We start from the raw sequence: 25,774 nt of genomic DNA, 5'->3' as shown, positions 1-25,774 counted from the left end.
AGTCGGTCAGCTTAAGGACCGTTTACGCGTATTGTGTCTTACCCAAAAGGAGGGAAACTGGTGAGAGAAAAAATGACCCTATCTTTGCCTTATATCTTAATGATTACTGCCATGCAAACAGCTATCTCAATTTTACCTGGTATTTTATTTTTCCGCGATAGCAGTCAAGGACCGCATATTTTACCTTACATGATTGCTTATCTATTAATTTGTGATTTTTTTCAAATTTTTGGCCGAATGACCTACAAACAAGGACGCTCATTAGCATTACCAGCCTACAGTCTAAAAATCATTCTAAGTATTGGTTTAATCTTTATGATTACCAAAGAGACCGCCTTACAATTTGCAATTATTTTGCTAGCATATGAAGGCTTCCAGTTATTAATTTTTTCCAAACGCTTCTTTTATATTGATTCAATTACCTATTCATTAGTCAACGCTTTTTTCAAAGGAATTGTGTTTAATCAGCTACTCACAATTAGTTACCCCTTTACTTATCACTTTGATTTAATGAAGCCCTTTATTTTTTCCTTTGCCTTAATTTTACTGACAACCATCCTAAGTCAAGGATTGTACTCTTTTTTAAAACGCCAAGTTTGGTTTTTCATTCTAGCCATTATCTGTCTGATTGCCATTTATTATTTACTCATTACACAGTTTAAAACCGGTGAATTAAATTTAGTCAAACTAATTGGGTTTGTGATTATTAACTTGTCAGCTCTATATTTCTTCATTAAATCAAGAAACACACGCAAAAAAGAATTCGTCCTAAATTTAATGACCCTCATTGGGCTCTTCATTTATTATTTATAAAAAAAGAGTTAGTCCGCGATTGCGCTACCGCAACGTTGGACTAACTCTTTTCATTTCATCACCTTAATTAACCTTCTTGTCTCACTTGCGTGGCTAATTCAACTGTACAATCTGCTAAAACATCTTGTGGGTCAATCACCACTCCACGAGGATACTCTTGCAAATCTTCCACTAAAGACAATTCCGTACACCCTAATAAAACAACATCACAAGCAAGCTCTTGGAACATTTGATCTAAAATAGCAAAATAAAGCGTCGTATCTAGCTCATTTTTCGCTTTAATTTTATCAAAAATCAACGTACTCACTTGCTCTTGAATTGCTTTGGTTGGATGGACCACTTCATACCCTTTTTCTTCAATATAAGGATCATAAATTTTATTTTTAATGGTTCCTTCCGTTCCAATAATCCCCACTCTAACACCAGGTTCACAATGTTCAGCAATTCGCGACACTGCTAAACGTGGCATATGAAGAATTGGAACATCTGTTGCCGCTTCTAACTCATTGAAAAAATAATGGGCTGTATTACATGTTAGTACAAAAAAGCTAGGGTTTAATCGACTTTGTTGTTCTAAAACTTCCACTAAATATGGCAATGGATTTTCATGCTTTTCCGGATTCATAATGTAGCTACTACGGTCCGGAATAGTTGAATAATTAACGAGAATATAATCAAAATAATCTTGGTCCTTGGTTGCTGGCGTTTTACGATTGAGCATCTTGATATAAAGCTCCGTCGCCATTGTGCCCATGCCACCAATAACAGTAAAAAATTGTTGCATCGTTAATTACACCACTCTTTTTCCATATTTTTTAAATGCTTTTCGGTAGTAGTGGAACATACGTTGCAAGTTAATAAACCGGCGAATGCTCTTGTCACCACTATAGTAGAACGTATAGCCGTAGCGTTTTTCAGCAATCATCTGCTGGGCAACTTTTTTATAAGGCGTTGCTGGAACATACCGATTAAAGATATCAATCGGGACATTTAGCCAAAGTTTCCCCTCATCATCTGGTATGTGACTAATGACATTTGGACTATCTTTTAAGTCGTCATAGACATAATCACGAACAACCCACTCTGCTAAATTCAAACCATTCAACGTAACAAAAAAGCTACTACGACCTTGACGCAAGTTAATTTCAAAGAATTTATACGTTTGGTCTTTAATATCATATTTTAAATCGAAATTAGCAAAACCAGTGTATTTAATGTCTTCTAAGAAATGTGCCACTTTTTCGCAAATTTCTGCATTGTAGTCTGGCATGATGGCTAAATAATTACCAATTCCTGATGGTGTTGGGTCAGCTAACAAAGGGTGACCCAAACACATCATTTTCACCTGATGATGCTTATCAACATACACGTTTAACACACGCATTGGGCTTTCATTACCTTGAACAAACTCTTGTAACACCATATTATCTTGATAACCTGCTTGATAAATAGTAGTGATGATACGGTCATAGTCCGCGACATCATGGATAATATAGACTTTCTCTTTAATCGGATGAGTAAACTCATTCCATGTCACACTATTAGCTGGTTTTAAAGCAACGGGATAGGTGAAAGGATTAGCACTATCTCCATTTGCCATCATATCTTTCGTAATAATATGTGTTTTAGGATAAGGTAAATCGTAGGTTTCACAAATGTTGTAAAAACTTTCTTTGTTTTCTAATTTTTTTTCTAGTGACTTATCAATATAAGGACAAATAAATGTCTCAGATAGTTCTGCTAAATGACGAGAAATTAAATCAGTATACCAATCACCCATTCCCATTAAAATAACAGGTATGCTCGAATCTTTGTATTCTTTAGCAACCTCACGCATCTTATTAATGAATACAGGATCTGTGTCAAAATTTGGGACAACTTCCATATCCAAAATTTTAGCATGTTGCGTTGGCGCAAGAATATCACTTGCAATGACTCGTACTGGTTTATTGGTTAGTTCATAAAATGACCGAGCCATTCCGTATAGGTTTAAATCGCCACCTAATAGTACCGGAATAAAGTCTTTTTTCATTGTCACTCTCATCTAGTCCCTTCTCTGATTAACTTATTAATTCTCGATAAAGTACACTTCATACCATTTAATAAAAGTATAAATAGTAAAGATTTTTTGCATATTAGCAATACCTTGTTTTTGTTCTTCTAACAATTTATTTAAATAAGTTGTATTAAAGAATTTTTCTGCACTTGCTGAATTAAAGGCGTCTTTAATTAATTTTTGGTATTTATCTTGCTTCAACCAAGTTGCTAATGGTGATGGGAAGCCTAATTTTTCACGATTTACAATACGATCTGGTAATTTACTTTCTGAGGCTTCACGCCATGCAACTTTTGTCACACCATCTTTTACGCGTGTATTAACAGGCATTTTCATCGCCACTGCAGCCACTTCTTTATCAACTAGTGGTGTTCTCACTTCAAGTGAATTTGCCATACTCATACGGTCCGCTTTATGTAAAATATCATAAGCTAACCATTCATGAATATCAAAGTGTTGCATTTGTGTTACAGGATCTTGGTCTTTCACTTCATTAAATAGACCCTTAACAAATGTCGATGATGGTTTATTGTATTTTGGATTTTTTAATAGTTCATTACGTTCCGCTTCATTAAATACATAGTTCACGCGGTAATAACGTTCGCTAATATCTTCAGCTCCACGCATTAAGAAACGACGACCATGAAAATGTGGTAACCGTTTTGCTGTTTGAGCGAATAATTTACGCATTGTTCGTGTCGTAAATTTATTGTATGTCTCAAAAGCATCAGCCTCTAAATACGTATTATAACCGCCAAAGAATTCATCTGCACCTTCTCCAGATAAAGCAACTTTCACGTGTTTACTTGTTTCTTGTGACAAGAAATATAGTTGAATCGCTGATGGATTAGATAATGGTTCATCCATGTGATACATCGCTGTTGGAATAATATCAAAGAAATCATGATCATCAATTAAAATCGCAGTATTTTTTTGGTCAATTTCAGCCGCAAATTGTTGCGCCCACTCTAATTCACTAATATTTTTATCCGCAAAACCTAAAGAGAATGATTGAACATTTCCGTCTTGAGACGCTTCATTTAAAATATAGCTTGAGTCAATCCCACTTGATAAGAAACTACCCACTTCAACATCCGCAATCATATGTTTTTTAACCGATGCATCTACCGTATCGATAATTTCTTTTTTCACGTCGTCCATTGTTAAACTATTATCTGGTTTGAATTCAAAACGATAGTATTCATTTACAGATAATTTGCCATTTTTATATAAGAAATAATGACCAGGATTTAATTTGAAGACATTTTTAAACATTGTTTCGTCATTCGGAATAAATTCAAAACTCAAATGAACCGGTAGTAGTTCTTCATTTAGTTCTTTGATAAATTTTGGATGGTCTAAAAAGGCTTTGATTTCAGAACCCCATAAGAATGTTTCTTGGTCTTTATAATAGTAAAGTGGCTTAATTCCAAAATGGTCACGCGCCCCAAAGACTTCTTTTTTCTCAGAGTCATAAATGACAAAGGCATACATCCCACGAATACGGTCGAGTAATTTTTCACCCCATGCATCATAACCATGAATTAATACCTCAGAATCCACGTCTGTCTTAAAGACATAACCTAAAGCTTTTAATTCTTCACGTAATTCTAAATAATTATAAATTTCGCCATTGAACGTTAACATTTTTGTTTCATTATTATTAGCCATTGGTTGATTACCATGGTTAATATCGATAATGGATAATCGTCTAAATCCCATTGAAATAAAATCATCTTGGAAATAGCCTTCATCATCTGGACCACGGTGAATAATTCGGTCAGCCATTTTTTTGATTGTCTCAGAAGCAATCATTTCTTGATTAATGTATCCTACAAAACCACACATATATTAATCCTCCATTTATAGTCAATCTAGTTTGTTTTTCTAAATAAGATTAGTTTCGTCTCACATCTCTTAAGTATACGTTAAATCTGAAAGAATTTAAAGATTACAAGTCTTATTATAGCAATTTTACGATTCTCTTAACATAGTTAGACACAGTCATTTTAATTTTATAAAACAAAATAATTTGAAATGCCTAAAAAATGGCGAAAGTTTCTTTTTTATCTTAAAAATGCTACAATTAGTAGTCGAATACTACAATTAAAATAAAGGAAGTTACTACATGAAAGTATCCATTGTTATTCCTTGCTTTAACGAAGAGAAAATGATTCCTATTTTCTTTAAAGAAATGGAAAAAATTCGTGAAGCACACCAGTATACTTATGAATACATTTTTGTTAATGATGGGTCCCATGACCAGACGCTCGCAGAAATGCGTCTCTTAGCAAGCCAATATCCAACTGTCCGATATTTATCTTTTTCACGTAATTTTGGAAAAGAGTCGGCACTATATGCTGGTCTAAAATATGCGACTGGAGACTTAGTCACTGTCATGGATGTTGACTTACAGGATCCACCTGACTTATTACCACAAATGATTGAACGGATTACCACTTCGGATATTGATTGCGTTGGAACACGCCGTTCTACCAGAGAAGGTGAACCACCAATTCGAAGTTTCTTTGCCAAGAAATTTTATCAATTAATGAATAAAATTAGTGATACTGAAATGGTCGACGGTGCACGTGACTACCGTCTAATGACACGTCAAATGGTTGATTCTGTCTTAGAATTATCTGAGTACAATCGCTTTTCAAAAGGAATTTTTAGTTGGGTTGGATTTAATACTGAATACATTTCCTTTGAGAACCGAGAACGCGTCGCTGGTGAAACGTCTTGGTCGTTTTGGAAATTATTTAGCTACTCCATTGATGGCATCATTAATTTTTCCGATACACCACTAAACATAGCATCCTATACAGGCGTTTTTTCTTGTTTAGCTGCGGTCGTCGGTATGATTTTTATTATTATCCGTGCGTTAGCTTACGGTGATCCCACAGCAGGGTGGCCTTCAATGATTGTCATCATTCTCTTTTTAGGTGGCTTACAGCTACTATGTCTTGGTATCATCGGAAAGTATATCGGAAAAATTTTCTTAGAAACGAAAAAGCGACCGATATTTATTATCCGTGAAACAGAGGAAGCTCTAAAAAAAGATAAGCAAAAATAAAAACTTAGTTAGTCCCTTGAATATCAAGTGATTAAACTAAGTTTTTTTATTTTAAAAAGAATCATCTTAAGCATCAATCATAGTTATCAACTAGCTTTCTGTGGCTTTAATGAAAAGATTTCTCTTTACTTTCTTTTTTTTGATTTTTTAGTTCTTAATTTATGCGACACATTAGTTGTTCCTTGACGCCCTCGTTTATGTTGTTTAAACTCCGTGCGAGTCTTTTTTTGATGATTATATAAACGTACTACTATTAAAATAGCTAGTACGATTAAGCTGATAACAACACCAGTAATCAGGATAATAAATCGCCAATTTAAACTATTACTTTTACCTAAACTAACATCTCGCTCATTAAATTTTTTTGCATCTTGTTCATCAATCATAAATTCTTCTGTCCATTGCCATTTCTGCTCACCTGCAGTTACTAAAACATGTGCCGTATATTCTCCAGGTATCATACGCTCATTATTCATACTAATTGGAAAATCAATAAAAGAATTCGGTGCCATCCTCATAGACGTTTTTTTTGCGTCATATAAAACTTTTGGGCTACCTTTTTTCATAATCTGAGCTTCCACTGTCATATCATTAATATAAGTTGGAATACTATTAGAAAAATTGATAAAAATAGTATTATGATAGCTTTGTTGGCTTGCATAAGCACGATTGAACACTAAATCTGGTGTCATTTTTTTATCATTTTCCTGTAGGACAATCGATACAGCATACGCATATTTATTGATAACTTGTGATGCTGTATTATTGGTCTGTTGAGTATCGCTATTTGCTCGCATCATTTGTAAGCCACCTGCAATAACCCCGTCAAAACTCTCCTCTGGCATATTAATCTCCAAATCAACTTGCTTTGTTTCTTTTGGGGCTAGTACCACTGTCTCTGGAGCCGTTACAAGCTCCTCAAAAGGAAATTTGAGTGAAGCATCATTTTTAATATGACTATTAGCATACTCAATCACACCATTTGAATTTGTTTTAGCACCATTCAGTCTTAATTGAACTATTACTTCAGATTCTCCAGGATTTGTTAAAATAACAGCTAATTTTTGTTTTTGGCCCGTTTTCATCAACAAATCATAATAGCCTAATTGGTTGTCTGTTTGATTGTCAGGAAATTGAAGATGATAAGTAAAACCTACTGCATTGACCTGACTTTCTTTTTCGTCAACTGCTAAAACTGATTGAGGAAGTAGGGTACTTAAAAAAATTAGGGTTAACAGTAAAAAATAATTTATGACCAATCGTTTCCTTTTAAAATAATGTGCCATATAATTCTCCTTCTTGTGTCTAATTTATTGCCAGTCTATTTGTTTTTTGCATCCGTGAAAACACCTGTTTAAATTAGAAAAAGTGGCAAACTGATAAGATAATAGTATCTCTATCTGCTCACCACTTCGACATGCTACTTTCTACCTAACATTATTTCACGGCACCTAACGTCCAAGTCACTTCAGCAACATAATCACCTTTTGAAATTACGTTTGCAGTTATTGGTGGAATAGTTAAAACAACAGATTGTGCATCCGTTGCTAGATTTCCTAATCCATTATAGTCCTTACTTTGTCCGAACTCTAATGACCAGAAACCTGCTCCTTCGCCTTTATTCGCTCTAACAACGTCTTGAGCAGCACCACTCTCATCTAAAACAACTTTAGGATTAAGTTGGCCAGTAATCTGGCTAACTGGTGCTCCATCGAATACGGACGTTACTAGTAGAGGATTAGTATACGTGATTGTACTGCCTTTTAGTGTCTGGTTAGGTGCATTTTTTAATGCAAATTGTTTAGTTAATTGTGCACTAATGGTATAGCCAGTCGCTTCACCTGATATATCACCAAATACAATCATATTTCCACGTGTTTCTTTAACCACATCTTTATTTTCTTCATCTTTTCCCATCAGCTTTAGTGGCGCAGCATAGGCTTGTTGACTACCGACTTTGATTGTACCAAAGTTCAAATTAGTCAATGCGAATATTCCCTTAGACATATCTGTTCCATTTGTAACAAATCCCCAATCAGTTGGGCTAAGTGATTTCTCTGGATTTTCTGGATCAGGTATATACTGGCTTGTTATTGGGTTCTCTGGATCTGGATTACTAGGATTAATCGTCCCACTCTCAACAGTCAAGATACCATTGCTTGGCAACTCTGTGGCAATATCAGCTTTTGCAATCATTGGATCAAAAATTATGTTTGCTAAAACTGTCAGTACTACTAATGTCCCTAAAGGTCTAAACTTCATCATTAATTCCTCCTAATTTTTAAACCGTGGTATTAATCTTTTGCTTAGATTAATTAGCTAAGTATGATCTACTTTTTCAAACATATAACCTAATGGACCACTCGTATCGTGCTATCATGTGATTATTTATTCAATTATTTATAGACAATAGGCAAATAGGCAATTAGTAAATTCTTTTCATATCTAAACCACGCTATAATGAACATTGAGTCAAGAAAATCACAATCTTGTTAAGCATTAAGGTTGATCTGCAGTGACTGTCCATATAATAGTAGTCTGATAATTTCCGATATTAGAACCCGTCGTTTTTCTAGGATCTGCAATTAATTTCAAGCCAGGTGTTGTCCCCGTATTTCCCCAATCATTCGTAATATCATAAGTCCCTCCATTATCATTTTGATAAATAATATTTTCCTCTTTATTTAATACAATCAATTCCCCATTATGTGTGACATATTGTAACGACTCACTCATAACTGAACCAGTCTTAGGATTATGCATGTCATTTTCTAAAGTAGCTGTCAAACGCCAACCTTTTGATTTATTTGCACGTGTATCTGCAATGACTAAATCACCTGCAATTTTAGGATTGTCTACTCTATTTTTTCTTGCATTATACGTCAATTTACCAAAATCAATTGTACTTGGTGTTGATTGAAAAAATAGCTGACCATTAACTTGATAGATAAGTGTCTGCTCAGTCGCGTCAATTTTAACTTTTGTCTCATTATCTGGTCGCATACTAATAGCATAACCTGTTGTTTCTAAGGTATTTAGTTGTTTATCAATTGCGCTATATTCAGGCTGTGTCAAATCGAGAGTGTCACCCACATATAATTCTTGATCTATTGATTGACCATGACCAATAGTCATTGTATAGTCAGTCAGAACTTGGCCACTTTCATCTTGAAATTCAATCGTTAAAATAGCATCCAGATTAATGATGTTAACAACTATTGTTTCTGTGATATCAGCAGATAAACCTGTTACTTCTTTTGGTAAGGCTAGTGTTACTGGATAATCCTTATCTGATACTAGATTTTGTAAGCCTTTCAACTCACCTAAATCAGTAACTTTAAATTTAATTGTATCTTTCCAAACGGATAGTTGACCATCAGAAATACTATAACCACTTGGTTGACTTTGCATTATAATATAATTACTCAGAGTTTGGTCATCCATTTCTTTAATATCACTGTACGACAATGTCACTGGAGTATTAGCATTTATACCACTTGCCTGTTTGTAAACTTTTAGTGAACCCGTCACAACTGCTCTATTTTTGGCATCATCATATAAATAAATTGAAACATCTTCTCCTGAAATATTAGGTTTTTTTAATAACTCTAATACTGCATTACGATCAACATATTCATAGGTAAAATTTTGCTTTTTAGGATTAGTATCTTGAGGATTTTGAACAAAGATACTTGGATCGGGTAGTTCTTCACCTACAAAACTCACATAGTCTTTTCCTTCACCCGTCGGAGGAGTTTTATCGACAACTGTTTGTACTTCAGTAGCATCCTTACCATTTAGCCAAGCATAAGCTTTAATTTTTTCACCTGCTCGGAGGGGTAAATTTTCAGGTAAGACATACGTAAACTTTCCATCCCCATCAGCAATTGTATGAAATAAACGGGAATCACCTTCAACAGGTGACGGTACAGTAGGGCGTGTTAGTAAGACATCTTGACTAGCATCATTTTCATCTTTCACAAGATAAAATTGTAGTGCTGCGTTATTATTAACAACACCTGTCAACTCACGTCCATTAGTTAATTCACGATTATCGCTTGGTTCATCAAAACGTAGCACGACATCAGGAATATAGTTATACAATACCCGTGAAAAATTTTCTGTACGATAATTATCAATGAAACTATCTTGAATTGGTTTTGTCACACTATTACCTGACGCTTTTGTCACTTTCGAACCATTATAATCTACTTTGATACCGTACATAGGTGTCCAAGTAAATGTTGGTTCCTCTCGATTAGAGTCCTCATTTTTCCAAGCCATAACTTCTTGGATATCTGCAGTAAACTTTCCTGGTTGAGTCATACTAATTAATTCAGCATTCGGATTACCCCGACCATCCAAATCAACTTTACGAGCATTAGCAAAAGTGAACGTTGCATTACTATCAAAATCTAGCATATTACGAGTAGTTGCTCCGTCAACAATCGTTGATTCAAATATACCTCGATCGCCTACTATAAAACTAGAATCCCGTCCACCGTGAATCATCGCATCTGTTGAACTTACTTCTCCTGTTGAACGAAATCTTGCAATACCTTCATCACTAACTAAGAAATTCGATCCCGCAGACAAGTCTAATATACGTCCACGTCCGTTAGTTTTATCGACCAAGAACTGACCTGCTTCATCTACTTTAATGTTAGCATTACGTCCCATTGAAATAACCGGTGCACCAGTTGTCATATTATTAGCATTGAGCGTTAACTTAGAGTTACGACCGATGTCAATCAACGAACTATCTTGCATCATGATAGCCGCTCGAGAACTAGCTGTTTCAATTGGACCATTGGCGTTAATATTTAATTGACTGTCTTCACCAATTTCAATACTTGTTTGCCACTCTTTTGGCACAGAAGTATTGTAACCCATTCTTATAGGTACACGTGTCGTACCATCCGCTGTTTCAATCGTTAAATTCGCCTTTTTTCCAACGGTTATTTTTCCATTACGTTGCATACTGATAACAGAAGGAATTGTCCCACCCGTTGTCTGCCATGAATTACTCTCGCCAGCATTACCTAACGTTCGAATTGTTGCATTCGCATTTTCTTCAACTGTCATAGAAGGTTGGATACGTGATACCTCATCCCAATCAGAATACCAACTACCCAAGATTACCCCATCACCATTCGTCACCTCGATTAAAGTATCCGTGTTTTCACCAAAGACTAAGGTATGCGATTCTAAACCCGATTGATCGTTATCTCCCCCACCAGCCATATTACGAACAATTCCGTCATATGATGTATATTGTGAACCCGATGACCGAATATTATTTTTACCTTCAAAACGAATCACTGCTTGAAAAGAAGCTGTCACTTGCGAACCAGTATAATTCACATTACGATAGGTAATACTTGAGCCATACCCATTTCGGTCCCACATTGTGACAGGACCAAAATAATGTCCACCATACATGTCAACATTGTCAATGATCGGTTTATGCGTAATATTCGTATTGTTTCCCCATTTATAAGAATAGCCCAAAAAGTCCAATGAATGACCATTACCCAATAAAACATAGTCGGAACGATTATCTGCTAACACACGATCAGAGCGATTAGTATGGATATTCGTCATTGAATTTTGAACGTCAATAATCTGTATATCATTACTCATAAAAGCTTTATCAAGTTCATCCCATGTATGAACTTTTGTAACTTTCCCTACATACACAATTACTTCACTCATTAACGCTATTCCTGTACCAGTTACTTCTGCTGGAACTCTTAACTGAATCTTGTACTCTTCAAGACCATTGGCTGTAGCTTGTTCTAGTCCTTTCAAATCATCAATTATTATCTGATCGGTTACATCGATTCTCTTTCCGCCCAATAACCCATAAGCTTTTGCTTCATTATCTGTTAAAATTAATTTCTTCAATGCGTCTTTATCACCATTTAATGCTTGTATCTCTGAAATTTCTTTTCCGATATTTTTAGCAATAATACCCGTTCCATCAGTATTTAATTGATACTCTTCCAAATTATTAAATAAGTTGTTTTTATTTTTATAACCTTTAATGAACAGGTTTTCATCAGAAAAATCGGTTGTAGGAAGAGAGTCATCTATTTGTATAAATTGTTGTTTTCCTAAAGAATTATCTCTTACCTGAGCTTTTTGTACGAGAGTATCTTCATCTGTATCAATCGCATATCCAATCACTGGATGATGTACCATTGAAAAAAATAAGATACTAGTTAGACCTAATGTAATCAATAAACTCTTTTTTCTCATTATGCATCACCTACTTTCATATCTAATTAGTTAATGTTTTTTCTTGTTCATAAAAGGTGGTATATTGAAATGTTACCATATTTATCTTACCTTGAATAGGCTAGATAAATAATTTATATAGTTAAAAAACATTTTTTTGTTATTATTTTCCCAATATATAATACTAATAAATATTATCTTACTCTATAAGAATGATAGCGTAAAATATTTTGTGTAAATAGAAATTTAGGGTAGAAAAAGAGAAAGTCCATTCTGTAAAATTAAAGTTACGACACAAAAATTTTATAGGAGGACTTTCTCATGACTAATTTTACTACAGAAATTATGGAAACACTAATCAATAACGGCGATTTAGATGATTTATTTCGCCATCATTTAGAACTAGCTATCAATACACTTCTACAAGCTGAATTAACAGCTTTTCTTGATTATGAAAAATACGATCGTGCTGGATTTAATTCAGGAAATTCCCGAAATGGGAATTATTCACAGTCATTCAAAACAGAGTATGGAGAATTAAACTTGACCATTCCTAGAGATAGAAATGGTGAGTTTTCTCAACAAACATTACCTGCCTATAAAAGAACGAATGATTCCTTAGAAACTACTATTATTCAGCTATTTAAAAAAGGAATAACCATGTCTGAAATCTCTGATTTAATTGAAAAAATATATGGTCATTATTACACACCACAAACTATTTCAAACATAAGTAAAATTGTATCTGAAGATGTTTTAGCTTTTAAAGAAAGAACTTTAGAACCTAAATGTTCAGTTGTTTTTATGGATGCTACTCATATTCCATTAACAAGACAAACCGTTTCAAAAGAAGCCATTTATATTGTGATTGGTATTCGATTAGATGGAACCAAAGAAATTCTTGGATTTACCATTGCTCCAACTGAATCTGCTTACGTTTGGAAAGAGATACTTCAAGACCTAAAAGACCGTGGTTTAGAAGAGGTTTTATTAGTCGTAACTGATGGTTTAAGTGGTATTAACGATAGTATCCATAGTATTTATCCAAATGCACAATTTCAACAATGCTGTGTTCACGTCTCTAGAAATATCGCTCATAAGGTTCGCGTTAGTGATCTACAAGAAATCTGTAATGATTTCAAATTAGTTTATCAAGCAGATTCAAAAGAAGAAGCCATGAATCAAATCAGTTTTATGATAGATAAATGGAAAAAGCAGTATCCACGAGTAGTTAAATTACTCATGAATCCTGCTATATTAACCTTTTATAATTTTCCTCCATCAATCAGAAGAACTATTTACTCAACTAATTTGATTGAAGGGTTTAACAAACAATTAAAGAAATATACAAAAAGAAAAGAGCAATTCCCTAATGAAGAATCTCTAGAGAGATTCCTAGTCACTCAATTTAACAGCTACAATCAAAAATTTTTATGTCGAGTTCATAAAGGATTTAAAGAAATACAGGATACATTAGAATCAATGTTTTAACTTAACCAACAGAGTGGATTTTTCCATTTACACATAATTCTTGACACAACCGAATGGGAATTTCCATACCATTACTTTTAAAAATCATCGCAAGACACGTGACACCACAATCTTTTTGGTCCAGTTGTTTAATATATGGATACCACATATTACTAACCCTTTCTACTAAACATAAAAATATTTATTTTTCTAAATGTTCTTTAATTTTTGTGGCCTTTCCTAATGAAAAAGTTCTAACTAAATCCGAATCAAAATGAATATTTCTTGTTTTATAATTTATTTGTTGTGTATTTGATAAATTAGATAAACAAGAACGATTAATTCTAAAAAACATAGGGTATTTTCTCTCTAATTCTGTTAAATTTCCATAAAACTCATATTGCCCATTTTTAGCATAAAGTATTACTCGATGGGGAAGTATTGATGATTCAATAAATAGTACTTCTTGCAAATCCAAAGTAAACGTCTGAGAGCCCACAGAGAAAATAAAGGCCTGATTAGTACTTGTTCTTGTCGCATCAATTCTTTTTTGAGCTAGAGCTAATAATTCAATAATCTCTGCTCGATAATCTTCAAATGGTTGATCTTTTGTAACAAATCCTAGCGTCTCAACTCGACGTTGAATCGTTAAAGGTACCATTTCATCGTGGGTTGTAACAAAAATTATTTTAGCTTGAACATCTTTTGAGCGTATTTTTTCTGCTAAATCTATTCCATTTATTTCATGATTCAAATCAATATCTAAAAAATATATCCCCTGCATAGGATTGAATGTCTCTAAATAATTTTCAACTTCAATTGGACTTTGTGTTTTCAAATTAATTTGAAATAAACTATTATGAAATAAAATAAAGTTTTGTATAATTGTTTCTAATTGATTTAATTGGACAACTTGGTCCTCACAAATAACAATGGGGTATCCCATAAGTTATCCTCCTTACCACATTAAAATAATTTGAGTAATAAAAAAATTTTTTTTATTTTCATATTGAACAAACATGTTTTGGTTTTTCCTATTAATATCTTGAACTGTGCTCATTCCTACTCCTTGATGATTTTTTTTAGTTGTAAAACCATTATCTAACATGTTTTTGATAGGTAATACATTTTCTAAACAACTATTTTCTATTAAAAACTCTATTTGATTTACATCTTTATAAATCATAAGCCTCATCTTCTTATCATTACTTTCCTTACCCGCTTCTATAGCATTATCCAAAATAATACCCAATACTCTTACACAATCAAAAACAGGTATTGGAACGTCATCTATAATTTCTAAACACTCAAAATGACAATCTAATTGATATTTATTAGCTCTATAAAATTTCGATATAAGTAAACTTTTTAAATAATTATTCTTAATATAATGAAAATTACGATAATCAAAATCTAAGTCTGACAAATATGCATTTGAATAATTTTCCAATTGTTGAAATTGTTTTGATAATTCATCGTTATCATTTTCAAAAGCAGTTTCTTTAAAACTTAATAATAAATTTTTATAATCATGTCTAAATTTTATTAATTCATCTTGTTTTTTTTCTAATTGATCCGTATATTTTTTTAAATAAATAAGTTCTTGATTTTTTAGTTTTTCTTCATACTTTTCTTTTTGCTTAATATTTATTCTAAAAAATAAAATAAGAACAAATATTGTTTGAATAATTAAAAAAGTTAAAATTCCTATAATAAAAAGATCAAATATTTGATAAAATCGTGCAACATATGACAAAAATATTGTTATTGTGACTAAATATAATAAACATACCGCTGTTTTTTTAGAACTATACTTTTCTATAGACTCCTTGATGTTATATTTTTTGTAAATCAAAATACAACTCACTAGCAAAACTATTTCTAATCCAATTTGAACTAGAACATAACTATAACCCTTCGGTCCTTTATTAGAAAAAAGAATAATCATTGTAGTTGAACTCAACATAGATATACAGTAATTAATCAATACACATATGATTAAGTTGTTAAATAAAACTATTTCATTCTCATTCTTTTTTTTTAATAAAAAATATCCCCCAAAAATTGGTATCATATCTGAAAAATGAATGAAGACATCTGCCAAAAATGTTACAATCAATAAAAAAAGTAGCTTTACCTTAATTTTTTGAACATGACTTTTATTAATATAAAAAATCATAAAATATAGAAAAGAAATATTAACTATCATACGAAACATATATGCTTTTGTATCTATTGTAATCAAGGTAACCCCTCCTGATTAAATAATAACAAATAATCTAGAGTTCTAACACTTTCTAAACAAAGAAAGTAAGCACTGAGCTACACTGGTTGCACTAGTTCCTTGTTTAATTGCTCTATCTCCTCCAATTGTTTTTTTCAACTTCTCATTTGAACACTTATTATTTAACAAATTCTTCTTACACATATAAATTCTCCTTTATGTATTCATAGATTATATACATGCATTATGACACATTACTGTTTTAAAACTATTAAGTATTCCTGAACGATACTCAATCTATTCCTAAGCTTGTTTTTTTTATATCTCAGGAAGGATTTTCGTGTACTTTCAGAAGGAATAATCAGTAATAATTTATAAAATGTTATACTTTAATTGCTTCAAAATAAAAGGCAACTAGGAAATTAATTCAAAAAAAGCTTACTAAATAAGAACTCTTAGGTGTCTTAAAGATATAAGGAGGAATAACAAATGAAGAAGTATCAAGAATTAAAAGATATTCAAGTAAAAGATATTAACGCTGGGGGAGTAGGTCAGTGTATTGCAGGTGTTGCAGGTGGAATAATTTTAGGCGGAGGTTTAAAAGGAGCTGCTCTCTCTTGTTAAAAAAAATTAACGAGCACCTCTTACTATATTATGTAGTGCTTGACAGTTTTGTTCTATTAGGAGCTATTTTAATAATGGTTTATTCAGGGTATTCATTTAAAGAAATTTTGATGTCCCCTTTTACAATATTTATGCTTGTTTTTTTACTTGGAAATTTTCCACTTTTTTATTGTATAAAAAGATTTAAAAAATAAATTTTGGAGGTATATATATGAATAATATCAACGTATTATCAGAAAAAGAAATACCTCAAATTAATGGTGGTGGGTTAAATAAAATAGGTAAATGTGTAGCTGGAACGTTTGGAGGAATGTTTACAGGAATGGGTACACTAGGATTAACTGGGTTATCTTTAGGACCTGGAGGAGTTGTTCTTGGTGGAACATGTGGCGCAATTGGCGGAGCGCTCAGTGGAGCAGGGAAATTTTGCTAATTAGAAAAATAAGAGAGACAACAAAATTAAAAATTTGTTGTCTCCCTTATTTTTTTTATGTCTATTCAAAATCAACAATAACTAAATTTTATAAAATGTAATAGTACTCATCTTAACTTTTTCTAAATAGTTAGTACATGATTAAACTACCAACTTCCCTCACATTTATTACATAAAATTTTAAACATTTTTATTAAAAAGACTTGTATATCTGTTTCTAATTTGCTATCAGAGAAGTTGTTGTCATTTGGAATCGTTAAACACATAATTCTTGACACAACCATAAGAATAAATAAGTATTAAAATAATAAAATAAAAATGAGACTTTATGCACATAACTGTTCACTATATTTTTAGTCATGAAAAATTACTTTTCATTCAAAATAACACTTAAAAATCAGCATATTTTTCAGTAAATAGTATAATTAATTTAAAAATCTGATGTCTTCGTTTAATTAACCTATAATTTATGTAAATTTTCGAGTAACTTATGCTATAATAACAATATATAAAAAAAACTGGAGGTCATTTTATGAAGAAAATCATTACAATTGTGAGTGCGTTATTACTTTGTGTCTTATTTTCAACAACAGTTAGCGCTAATAACCCGTTAACAGAGAATGAGAAACAAATCATTCAAGAACTAAAATCAATCAAAGGAGCCGATGGAAAAGAGTATTTTACTCCAACTGATCGTGTCACACAAGCTGAAAATACATTTAAAACTAATACCTATACAGATGCACAAACAAAAGAAGTACTAGATTTGATTACATCATCTAAAGAATTAATTACTCAAAATTCTAAAGGAATCGTTGGAACAGACTTAGAGGATTTCGGTCGTCAATTACCGAAAGATGTAAAAGATCAATTACGTGATAACTTTACTAAAGCCGCTAATATTCTTGGATTAAAGGTTGATCCTAAGACATTTTCATTATTAGATTCTAACGGTAAAGGAATTGCTAGTACAAAAGCACCGATTGTTAAAGCAACAGGCGCTAATTACACACCAAGTTTCTTAATCGTTGGTTCATTATTTGTCGGCGCACTAGGTATGGCAGTGATTGGCAAAAAATACTGGATGGCTTAATCAATGAAAAAATACAAGTTATGGGCATATATTTATATGCCTATTCTTTTTCTTTGTTTTGGGTATAGTGTGCTAGCAATTGTCTTAAGTCCAGTTTTTGACTTGGTAAAATCCACTGTTCAACTGGTTCTTTTAGACACACAGCCGACATTTGATGCACAACACACTACACTTTTTACAGAAGAAAATAATAATCAAAAAGACAATAATACAACAAAAAAAAGAACAACCTAAGACGATTTCAGCTAATGATATCACTTACCCTAGTCCTGGCGACGAGTACGGGCAAGTAACGATTGAGAAAGCTTCAATTAAAGCTAAATTATTTTTTGGTGATAGTCCTGAAGAATTACGCAAGGGTGTCGGACAGTATACTGGCAGTGTCTTACCTGGAGAAGTTGGCACCTCGTTAATGGGTGGTCATAATACAACTGACTTTAGTACGATGAATTTAGTCGATGTCGGTGATAAAATAACTATTCAAACAAATTATGGGACTTATACTTACAAAGTTACCAAGCATCAAATTGCTAAATTTGATGATAAAAGCGCCATCGCTTCATTGTTCAAAAAAGAAGGCCATAAATTAATCCTTTACACATGTTACCCAATTGATATGGTGGGGCTAACCGATGATCGGTTATTTATTTATGCTGATTTAGAATCTGGCCCACTCATTCAATAATAATTAAAGGAGACAATTATATGGAAACCAAACAAAAGTTATTTCGTCAATTTACTTTAGGATTCATTACATTTGTGGCAACCGTTTTACTATCTTGCTTTGCGGTTTTAATGATTGTTAACTCTACCTTGTTTTCAAGCTCTTTTGTACTAAAAATGGCAGATAAATCAAATTTTTTTGAGCATGTACATCAAGAAATTGTTCTATCTATTCAAGATTTAGGTCGTGGTAGCGGTATTCCTCCCGAAGTAATCAAGACACCAATTAGTCAAGAGCAAGTAACCAAAGAAATGACTGCTTACATTCATCATGCATTAGACAATAGGCCATTCAATCCAGATAAAGCGGCCTTTACAACGCCTTTATCTCAAACAATTACTGATTATGCTTTAGCAAAGAAAAATGACCTATCAACAGAAGAAAAGAAGAATATTGAACGGTTTGTTAATACTGCCTATGAACAATATCAGGCTGAACTGACTATTCCATTTTTACCAGCACTAGGTCAAAAAATGCGAATCTTCAAACAAAATGTCACGTTGTTTAGTCTTGTTTCAATCTCTGGTGTTATCATTTTAATGGCCATATTATTTTTCTTACAACACCGTATTCCACATCGAATCATTCGATATTCAGCTATTCTATTTAGCAGTACTGGGCTCATTTTACTAGTCTTTCCTACGATTATTTTATTTAGTGGGCTAATTAAGCGACTGTCAATTGCCCAAAAATCTTTGTATCAACTAGTAGTTTTACTATTTGAACAATCACTTTGGACATTTATCATGGTTGGTGGTGGTTTAGTTCTAGTTAGTATCATTTTTGCAGTAATTGCGACACGTCTTCGTCAAAATAAAATCAATGCCACTTCGCGCAAAAAAAGACGAGCTCAATATGATAATTATTAATGTCCTAGCTTTATCCATTAAAAATGACTTTCATATTAAAATTATGGTAGACTAGCAATACAAAGTAGGAATCGTCCTGTTTAATTAAACAGGACGATTTTTTTAAAGAGGAGCGATTTTTCTATGACAACACGTTGCGACTGGGCAGTCCATAATCCCTTAGAACAAGAGTATCATGATAACGAGTGGGGTATACCTTTGTTTGACGATCAAAAATTGTTTGAATTACTTATTTTAGAAAGTATGCAAGCTGGTTTAAGTTGGTCAACTATTTTAGCCAAAAGAGAGACTCTTACGGAAGCTTATAGCAATTGGAACTATCAAGAAATAGCAGCCTATACTGATGAAAATGTCGAACGACTTTTAGTTAATCCTGGAGTGATTCGTCATAAATTAAAAATTAAATCAACGATTAGTAATGCCCAAGCGTTTATAGCCATTCAAAATGAATTTGGATCCTTTAGCCACTATCTATGGGACTTTGTTGACGATAAACCAATCAACAATAACTGGTCAGATATTAGTGAGGTTCCTGCAAAAACAGAACTATCTGATAAGATTAGTAAAGACCTTAAAAAACGTGGCTTTAAATTTTTAGGTAGCACGACAGTCTATGCTTATATGCAAGCAATTGGCTTAGTTAATGATCATTTACTGACATGTTTTAAAAAATAAAAAACTTGTTACTATCTTGTAAAAACAAGACTAGTAACAAGTTTTTTTACGCTTTATTTTAATACTTTTAAGCTGACTAAAGAGTCGCCCATTAATTGTGGTGGTAATGAAAAAGTCATTGCAGCATTTGACGTAATGGTAAACTCAATTCGAGTCCCATTCTTTAAATCATCTGCTGTTAGATCAGCTGCAATCAAGCGGTCTTCTGGAATATTCAAAATAAGACCATCTTTTTCCATACTTTTTTGGATATCATCTGGGTCTTTAATCCCTTGAATTTTTTTTACTAATACTGAGGTGATATTTTTTTCATCCATCTTTGCATCATGGGCTAGCGTACCTTCTAAAACAACATTCTCTTTTGATGCTTCTTGCTCACTCGTGTTAACTACAGACGTTTCTAGAGTGTTAACAGATTGTGAGGATGATGAGTCAGTTGTCCCTTTTTGATTACTACAAGATGTTGTAACAGCAACTAAACATAAAAGACTACTAAGAATGAACCATTTTTTCATTTTCATTTCCTCCTACAATATTATTTTGACTGGAGTATTAGACAAACTTTTTCGTCACTAATTAAGCTAGCTAAAATCTACTTATAATATAATTATAACAAAAAATAGTCATTTATTAAACAATCACGCCAGACTTTATAACATATTGATAGATTCTCCATTTTAATTTACTAGTAAACTTAAGCTGATAATTCCCATAAGACGTAACCTATCTGAGAAGAGACAAATATTAGATAAAATCCATCACTTGATTTATTATAAAAGAATCTTTTTTTATTGTAAAACAATAAAAAAAGATTGATTAACAATATTTTTTATGCTATATTCTATTTATCAAATAAAAACAAAGAAAGTTGGAATTACATATGTCAAAAAATAAACGTTCAAACAAACTAACTCTAAGCTCTATAATCATTTTCGTCTTAGGATTGATTTGTCTCATTGGTGCAGCACCGATAAGGCTTTCAACTAGTACATTAGACAGTAATGGCGTTCTGCATGAACCATTCTTCTTCACGCTTCCTTTAGGTTTTGCCTTAATCTGTTTAGCTGTCATTATTGGCGCAATAAGTTTCATAAAAACCATTACGACTAAAAAATAGCGCAAGAAAAACCTATAATTTACCAATTATAGGTTTTTTCTCATGGTTAAATCAACTATAATAAATAGATAGACTCTAATAAGGAGAAAGATGATGAACTTTAAAAAAATAAATACCTTATTCCGTGTAGCCTTATCTTTAGTAGCTCTACTTGGACTAGGATTTCTACTGTTACTAGCACCAAAAATGGCCCATTATTTTTCTATTCAAAAGTATAATTTATTTTTACAGTTATTTTTCTGGATAACAGCGTTACCTGTATACTATATTCTTTTTAGTTTATGGCGCATCAGTACTGATTTAAAACACGAGAAGCTGTTTACTCCACACACTCAAAAACGCTTAAAAACGATTGCTTACGCTGGTATTGGTGAAAGTGTTTTTTATGCTCTGCTACTCATTTGTGGACTGATTTTTCTTAAAGCAAATATGCCATTTTATTTATTATCCGGTTTATTTTTCTTAATTGGCATTATTATTGCCATCATTGCTACTTTACTCTTTCACCTATTTACTGTCGCTGAACAATTAAAACAAGATAGTGATCTAACTATTTAGTAGGAGGGGAAAATGTGGCGATTCAAATTAATATTGATGTAATGCTTGCGAAACGTAAAATGAGTGTTACTGACTTAACGAATCATGTTGGTATCACCATGGCTAATATCTCTATTTTAAAAAATGGTAAAGCTAAGGCAATTAAATTTTCAACTTTAGAAAAGATTTGTGAAGCTCTCAATTGTCAACCAGGAGATATTTTAGAGTATATTCCAGATAGCGATTGATTAGTTGGTTTTCTTGAGAAAGGATAATTAGACATGGATAATCTCATTAATTTATTAGGCAATCTAGTCATTTTTGCAGATGACTTTTTTGACATTATCCATCTTAATGTTAATATATTTATGGTCTAATCGTACTTGGTTATTGGGTGTTTTAAACCTCCTCTGTATCAGCCTAGCGGGTTGTTTTAGCTATAAAATTATTACTTACACTTGTTTAATTCTATCTGCCATTAATCGAGATTAATTAGTACTCGGTGCACTATCGTCATAAAAAGAAACCGTCCAGGAGTTCATAGACGGTTTCTTTTTTTATTTAGTCCACTGACTGTCGATTACGTCGTTCACGACGACCTTTACGCCATAAATCCATTAGAAAAATTAACCAACCAATGACAAACAGCCAAATAAAGATACGCTCTCCTCTATCAAAACTTTGGTAACGGTTTTGCAATAAATACACCATCACTCCCAAATTTCCAAGACTATAAATGATACCTAATACTCTTTGTTGATAATACCCTAACCACCACATACCTACAGTTAAAACTACGATAGCTAAAAATAGTAAGACTAAATTGTACATCCAATAATCACTCCTCACTCCTAGTTGGTCTTGCTACTCTTAGTATAACATGGACATCTTTTAAGCTAAAAATGGCGTTTGGTTAGTCGCATAAAAAAAGCAACGAAAGTAGGGATACTTTCGTTGCTTTTACGCTAATAATCAATAAAAAATAATTTTGTATTCGTTTTAGCGTCCGACTTAATTATCTTCTTTAATAATCGTTTCTAATCCAACAATCATCATCTCATCAAACGTTGTTTGGCGTTCTTCAGCAGTCGTCTCTTCACCAGTAATCATGTGATCACTAACTGTCATTAGTGCCAATGCTTGTACACCAAATTTAGCCGCTAAGTAATAGATAATGGCTGCTTCCATTTCGACACCTAAGACACCATACTCACCTAAACGCATTGCATCCTTAGGATCATCTGCGTAGAAAGTATCATTAGATAAGACATTTCCAACATGTGTCGTAAAACCATGCTCTTTTGCAATATCATGTGCAGTCACAAGCATATTAAAATCAGCAATTTGTGGAAAATCAAATTTAGGAAAATCATTCCGAATTATCGCAGAATTTGTTGCTGCTGCCTGTGCTAAAATCAAATCACGAACATGAACATCCGTATTTAGCGCACCACATGTTCCAATTCGCATTAATTTTTTGACACCGTATTCACGAATTAATTCATTCACATAAATCGCTGCTGATGGCATTCCCATACCTGTTCCTTGAACTGATACACGATGACCTTTATAAGTCCCTGTGTATCCCAACATGCCACGTACTTCATTGTAACAAACTGGATTCTCTAAAAATGTTTCCGCAATATATTTCGCACGTAATGGATCACCTGGTAATAAGATTTTATCGGCAATATCGCCTTGTTTTGCACCAATATGTGTACTCATTAAATAATCCGCTCCTCTATGATTAATTAAATTCTTTCTAGTGTTAACTTGATTAACTCTTTAAAATCAGCTTTTACGCGCTCAGTCGTTTCAACGACTTCTTCGTGATTAAGATTAGCTTGCATTCCTGCAGCTAAGTTTGTCACACAGGTCACACCTAAAACACGCATTGACATGTGATTTGCTACAATCACTTCGGGAACAGTTGACATACCCACTGCGTCAGCACCCATTAGGCGAGACATTCTAATTTCAGCTGGTGTTTCATACGTGGGTCCTGAGAATCCCATATAAACACCTTTTTGTAGAGTGATTTTTAATTCTTTCGCAACAGACTTAGCTACTTCACCGTACGCACGGTCATACGGTTCTGACATATCAGGGAAACGTGGACCTAACTCATCCTCATTCAAGCCCATTAATGGATTATCACCAGTATAGTTGATTTGGTCGGTAATCAACATCAAGTCGCCAGGTGAGAATGATGTATTCACACCACCAGCAGCATTCGTTACTACCATTGAATTAGCACCTAATGCTTTCATCACACGAACTGGGAATGTGACTGTTTGCATAGAATGACCTTCATAGTAATGGAAACGACCTTGCATTGCTAAAACTTTTTTACCCGATAAAGTTCCATAAACAAGTTGCCCTGCATGACCAACCACAGTTGAAGCTGGGAAATGCGGAATTGTTTCGTAAGGAATCACAACGCGATCCGTAATTTCATCGGCTAATTCACCTAGACCTGAACCTAAAATTAAACCAAAATCAACCTCCTGTACACCTTGTGCTTGAATAAATTGTGTTGTTTCTACTAATCTTTCTTTTAATGACATCTTCTTAACTCCTTATCAACTTCTTTATTTTAATTCATTTAAAAAGCTTTGACCATTTTCAGTTGCAGGAACACCAAAGTTCTCCGCAATTGTTGCTGAAATATCTGCATAATAACCTTGTGGTAATGACCCATGACCTGTCATTTTTTTACTATAAGCTAATAATGGTACATATTCACGTGTATGGTCAGTTCCTGGGAAAGTCGGATCGTTTCCATGGTCAGCTGTAATTAATAGTAAATCATCTTCTGCCATGGCTTCATTGATTTGAGGTAAACGTGCATCAAAGTCTTCTAAAGCACGAGCATAGCCTTCTGTGTCACGACGGTGTCCAAATAACGCATCAAAATCAACTAAATTAGTAAAACTTAAACCAGTAAAGTCTTTTTTCATCACATTTAATAACTGATCTACGCCATCCATATTAGATTTTGTTCGTACCATTTCGGTAATTCCTTGACTATTAAAGATATCATTAATCTTACCAATCGCAATCACGTCTTTACCATGCGCTTTCAATGAATCTAATACTGTCTCACCAAATGGACTTAGAGCGTAATCATGACGGTTTGGAGTTCTTGTAAAGTTACCAGGTTCACCAACATAAGGACGAGCAATAATACGACCAATCATGTATGGATCATCTTTAGTAATTTCGCGAGTGTATTCACAAATACGATATAATTCTTCTAATGGAATTACGTCTTCGTGTGCCGCAATTTGTAAAACAGGGTCAGCTGACGTATAAATAATTAAATCGCCAGTTTCCATTTGTTCTGCACCAAAATCGTCGATAACTTGTGTTCCACTATACGGTTTATTCGCCCCCATGATAATACCACGACCAGAGAACTCAGAAATTTTATCTAACAAATCTTGAGGAAAACCTTCTGGAAAGACACGGAATGGTGTTTGAATATCTAATCCCATGATTTCCCAGTGACCTGTCATTGTATCTTTACCAACTGAAACTTCTTCTAATTTCGTCACATAACCTTTATGATCTGGCATCGCTTTAACACCTTTTAAAGGTTCAATCATACCTAATCCTAGATTTTCCATATTAGGTAATGTTAACCCAGCTGTTTCTGCAATATGTCCTAAAGTATGACTTCCTAAATCTCCAAATTTTTCGGCATCTGGTGCTTCTCCAATTCCAACTGAATCTAAGACGATTAAATGAACTCTTTTAAACATATTTATTGCCTTCTCTCTTCATTTTTATTTGATAAACACCCTCAAAAATTGAGGGTGTT

At 33.1% G+C, this 25,774-nt stretch carries 28 protein-coding genes; 13 read left to right on the top strand and 15 right to left on the bottom strand.

Annotated elements, in window-relative coordinates; translation table 11 throughout:
• Window positions 1-60 precede the first annotated feature (60 nt).
• Window positions 61-813, top strand: a complete 753-nt coding sequence (locus BW732_RS06645) for a hypothetical protein (protein WP_077276018.1) — start codon at window positions 61-63, stop codon at window positions 811-813.
• A gap of 67 nt (window positions 814-880) precedes the next feature.
• Here BW732_RS06645 and BW732_RS06640 read toward each other — a convergent pair whose 3' ends face one another.
• From BW732_RS06640 to asnB, 3 genes are read right to left on the bottom strand one after another with little or no spacing between them, the layout of a single operon-like run.
• The gene (locus BW732_RS06640) at window positions 881-1,597 is read right to left on the bottom strand and encodes an aspartate/glutamate racemase family protein (RefSeq protein WP_077276017.1); all 717 of its coding nucleotides are present in this window, start codon (window positions 1,595-1,597) and stop codon (window positions 881-883) included.
• A gap of 6 nt (window positions 1,598-1,603) precedes the next feature.
• The gene (locus BW732_RS06635; RefSeq protein WP_187694947.1) at window positions 1,604-2,857 is read right to left on the bottom strand and encodes a carboxylate--amine ligase; all 1,254 of its coding nucleotides are present in this window, start codon (window positions 2,855-2,857) and stop codon (window positions 1,604-1,606) included.
• A 24-nt stretch (window positions 2,858-2,881) separates the two neighbouring features.
• Window positions 2,882-4,717 carry an asparagine synthase (glutamine-hydrolyzing) gene (gene asnB / locus BW732_RS06630; protein ID WP_077276016.1) on the bottom strand — a complete coding sequence of 612 codons (1,836 nt, stop codon included), beginning with the start codon at window positions 4,715-4,717 and terminating at the stop codon, window positions 2,882-2,884.
• A 280-nt stretch (window positions 4,718-4,997) separates the two neighbouring features.
• Here asnB and BW732_RS06625 point away from each other — a divergent pair, with 280 nt between their 5' ends.
• Window positions 4,998-5,945: a glycosyltransferase family 2 protein gene (locus tag BW732_RS06625; protein ID WP_077276015.1), complete on the top strand. Its 948-nt coding sequence runs from the start codon at window positions 4,998-5,000 to the stop codon at window positions 5,943-5,945.
• Between the two features lie 125 nt (window positions 5,946-6,070).
• Here the strand turns inward: BW732_RS06625 and BW732_RS06620 are convergent, their stop codons facing one another.
• The 3 genes from BW732_RS06620 to BW732_RS06610 all read right to left on the bottom strand — a co-directional run bounded on the left by BW732_RS06620 (window position 6,071) and on the right by BW732_RS06610 (window position 12,206).
• Window positions 6,071-7,231, bottom strand: coding sequence for a WxLIP family cell surface protein (locus tag BW732_RS06620; RefSeq protein WP_077276014.1), 1,161 nt, complete (start codon window positions 7,229-7,231; stop codon window positions 6,071-6,073).
• A gap of 151 nt (window positions 7,232-7,382) precedes the next feature.
• The gene (locus BW732_RS06615) at window positions 7,383-8,210 is read right to left on the bottom strand and encodes a WxL domain-containing protein (RefSeq protein WP_077276013.1); all 828 of its coding nucleotides are present in this window, start codon (window positions 8,208-8,210) and stop codon (window positions 7,383-7,385) included.
• Window positions 8,211-8,444: 234 nt separating this feature from the next.
• Window positions 8,445-12,206 carry a pectate lyase-like adhesive domain-containing protein gene (locus BW732_RS06610; RefSeq protein WP_077276012.1) on the bottom strand — a complete coding sequence of 1,254 codons (3,762 nt, stop codon included), beginning with the start codon at window positions 12,204-12,206 and terminating at the stop codon, window positions 8,445-8,447.
• A 300-nt stretch (window positions 12,207-12,506) separates the two neighbouring features.
• Between BW732_RS06610 and BW732_RS06605 the strand changes: the two genes are divergently transcribed.
• Window positions 12,507-13,676 (top strand): IS256 family transposase, encoded by a 1,170-nt coding sequence (locus tag BW732_RS06605; protein ID WP_077276011.1) that lies wholly within the window; start codon window positions 12,507-12,509, stop codon window positions 13,674-13,676.
• A 1-nt stretch (window position 13,677) separates the two neighbouring features.
• Here BW732_RS06605 and BW732_RS06600 read toward each other — a convergent pair whose 3' ends face one another.
• The 4 genes from BW732_RS06600 to BW732_RS11790 are packed head-to-tail and all read right to left on the bottom strand — an operon-like array spanning window position 13,678 to window position 16,083.
• Complete coding sequence (locus BW732_RS06600) at window positions 13,678-13,824, bottom strand: cysteine peptidase family C39 domain-containing protein (protein ID WP_077276010.1); 147 nt, start codon at window positions 13,822-13,824, stop codon at window positions 13,678-13,680.
• 33 nt (window positions 13,825-13,857) lie between these two features.
• On the bottom strand, window positions 13,858-14,601 hold the full coding sequence (locus BW732_RS06595) for a response regulator transcription factor (protein WP_077276009.1): 744 nt from the start codon (window positions 14,599-14,601) through the stop codon (window positions 13,858-13,860).
• 12 nt (window positions 14,602-14,613) lie between these two features.
• Window positions 14,614-15,900 carry a GHKL domain-containing protein gene (locus BW732_RS06590; protein WP_228414917.1) on the bottom strand — a complete coding sequence of 429 codons (1,287 nt, stop codon included), beginning with the start codon at window positions 15,898-15,900 and terminating at the stop codon, window positions 14,614-14,616.
• Between the two features lie 42 nt (window positions 15,901-15,942).
• Window positions 15,943-16,083: an EntF family bacteriocin induction factor gene (locus tag BW732_RS11790; protein WP_126844216.1), complete on the bottom strand. Its 141-nt coding sequence runs from the start codon at window positions 16,081-16,083 to the stop codon at window positions 15,943-15,945.
• Between the two features lie 285 nt (window positions 16,084-16,368).
• On the opposite strand from BW732_RS11790, the gene BW732_RS11715 reads away from it, so the two are divergent.
• From BW732_RS11715 to BW732_RS06560, 7 genes are all read left to right on the top strand, one after another.
• Complete coding sequence (locus tag BW732_RS11715) at window positions 16,369-16,503, top strand: hypothetical protein (RefSeq protein WP_257787332.1); 135 nt, start codon at window positions 16,369-16,371, stop codon at window positions 16,501-16,503.
• A 211-nt stretch (window positions 16,504-16,714) separates the two neighbouring features.
• On the top strand, window positions 16,715-16,936 hold the full coding sequence (locus tag BW732_RS06580; protein WP_077276007.1) for a hypothetical protein: 222 nt from the start codon (window positions 16,715-16,717) through the stop codon (window positions 16,934-16,936).
• 532 nt (window positions 16,937-17,468) lie between these two features.
• A complete protein-coding gene (locus tag BW732_RS06575; RefSeq protein WP_077276006.1) occupies window positions 17,469-18,029 on the top strand; it encodes a hypothetical protein in 561 nt (186 codons plus the stop codon).
• Window positions 18,030-18,032: 3 nt separating this feature from the next.
• Complete coding sequence (locus BW732_RS11415) at window positions 18,033-18,263, top strand: hypothetical protein (protein WP_161485530.1); 231 nt, start codon at window positions 18,033-18,035, stop codon at window positions 18,261-18,263.
• Window positions 18,184-18,714, top strand: coding sequence for a class D sortase (locus BW732_RS06570; protein ID WP_077276005.1), 531 nt, complete (start codon window positions 18,184-18,186; stop codon window positions 18,712-18,714). Before BW732_RS11415 ends, BW732_RS06570 begins: the two co-directional genes overlap by 80 nt.
• Window positions 18,715-18,734: 20 nt before the next feature.
• Window positions 18,735-19,622, top strand: coding sequence for a hypothetical protein (locus tag BW732_RS06565; protein WP_077276004.1), 888 nt, complete (start codon window positions 18,735-18,737; stop codon window positions 19,620-19,622).
• Window positions 19,623-19,745: 123 nt separating this feature from the next.
• The gene (locus tag BW732_RS06560) at window positions 19,746-20,297 is read left to right on the top strand and encodes a DNA-3-methyladenine glycosylase I (RefSeq protein WP_077276003.1); all 552 of its coding nucleotides are present in this window, start codon (window positions 19,746-19,748) and stop codon (window positions 20,295-20,297) included.
• Window positions 20,298-20,350: 53 nt separating this feature from the next.
• On the opposite strand, the gene BW732_RS06555 is transcribed toward BW732_RS06560, so the two are convergent.
• Window positions 20,351-20,812, bottom strand: coding sequence for a hypothetical protein (locus BW732_RS06555; protein ID WP_077276002.1), 462 nt, complete (start codon window positions 20,810-20,812; stop codon window positions 20,351-20,353).
• A 365-nt stretch (window positions 20,813-21,177) separates the two neighbouring features.
• On the opposite strand from BW732_RS06555, the gene BW732_RS11785 reads away from it, so the two are divergent.
• The 3 genes from BW732_RS11785 (at window position 21,178) to BW732_RS06540 (ending at window position 22,199) form a co-directional block, all read left to right on the top strand.
• Window positions 21,178-21,414: a DUF3955 domain-containing protein gene (locus BW732_RS11785; protein WP_077276001.1), complete on the top strand. Its 237-nt coding sequence runs from the start codon at window positions 21,178-21,180 to the stop codon at window positions 21,412-21,414.
• Window positions 21,415-21,504: 90 nt separating this feature from the next.
• The gene (locus BW732_RS06545) at window positions 21,505-21,972 is read left to right on the top strand and encodes a DUF2975 domain-containing protein (RefSeq protein ID WP_077276000.1); all 468 of its coding nucleotides are present in this window, start codon (window positions 21,505-21,507) and stop codon (window positions 21,970-21,972) included.
• 14 nt (window positions 21,973-21,986) lie between these two features.
• A complete protein-coding gene (locus BW732_RS06540; RefSeq protein ID WP_077275999.1) occupies window positions 21,987-22,199 on the top strand; it encodes a helix-turn-helix domain-containing protein in 213 nt (70 codons plus the stop codon).
• Between the two features lie 313 nt (window positions 22,200-22,512).
• Here BW732_RS06540 and BW732_RS06535 read toward each other — a convergent pair whose 3' ends face one another.
• The 4 genes from BW732_RS06535 to deoB form a co-directional block, all read right to left on the bottom strand.
• Complete coding sequence (locus BW732_RS06535) at window positions 22,513-22,782, bottom strand: hypothetical protein (RefSeq protein ID WP_077275998.1); 270 nt, start codon at window positions 22,780-22,782, stop codon at window positions 22,513-22,515.
• A gap of 180 nt (window positions 22,783-22,962) precedes the next feature.
• On the bottom strand, window positions 22,963-23,676 hold the full coding sequence (gene deoD, locus BW732_RS06530) for a purine-nucleoside phosphorylase (RefSeq protein ID WP_077275997.1): 714 nt from the start codon (window positions 23,674-23,676) through the stop codon (window positions 22,963-22,965).
• 26 nt (window positions 23,677-23,702) lie between these two features.
• A complete protein-coding gene (locus BW732_RS06525) occupies window positions 23,703-24,518 on the bottom strand; it encodes a purine-nucleoside phosphorylase (protein ID WP_077275996.1) in 816 nt (271 codons plus the stop codon).
• A 24-nt stretch (window positions 24,519-24,542) separates the two neighbouring features.
• A complete protein-coding gene (gene deoB, locus BW732_RS06520; protein WP_077275995.1) occupies window positions 24,543-25,715 on the bottom strand; it encodes a phosphopentomutase in 1,173 nt (390 codons plus the stop codon).
• Window positions 25,716-25,774 lie beyond the last annotated feature (59 nt).

This window comes from Vagococcus penaei (assembly GCF_001998885.1).
In the GTDB taxonomy this organism is placed as follows: Bacteria; Bacillota; Bacilli; order Lactobacillales; family Vagococcaceae; genus Vagococcus; species Vagococcus penaei.
This window is presented reverse-complemented; position numbering and strand designations above follow the sequence as displayed.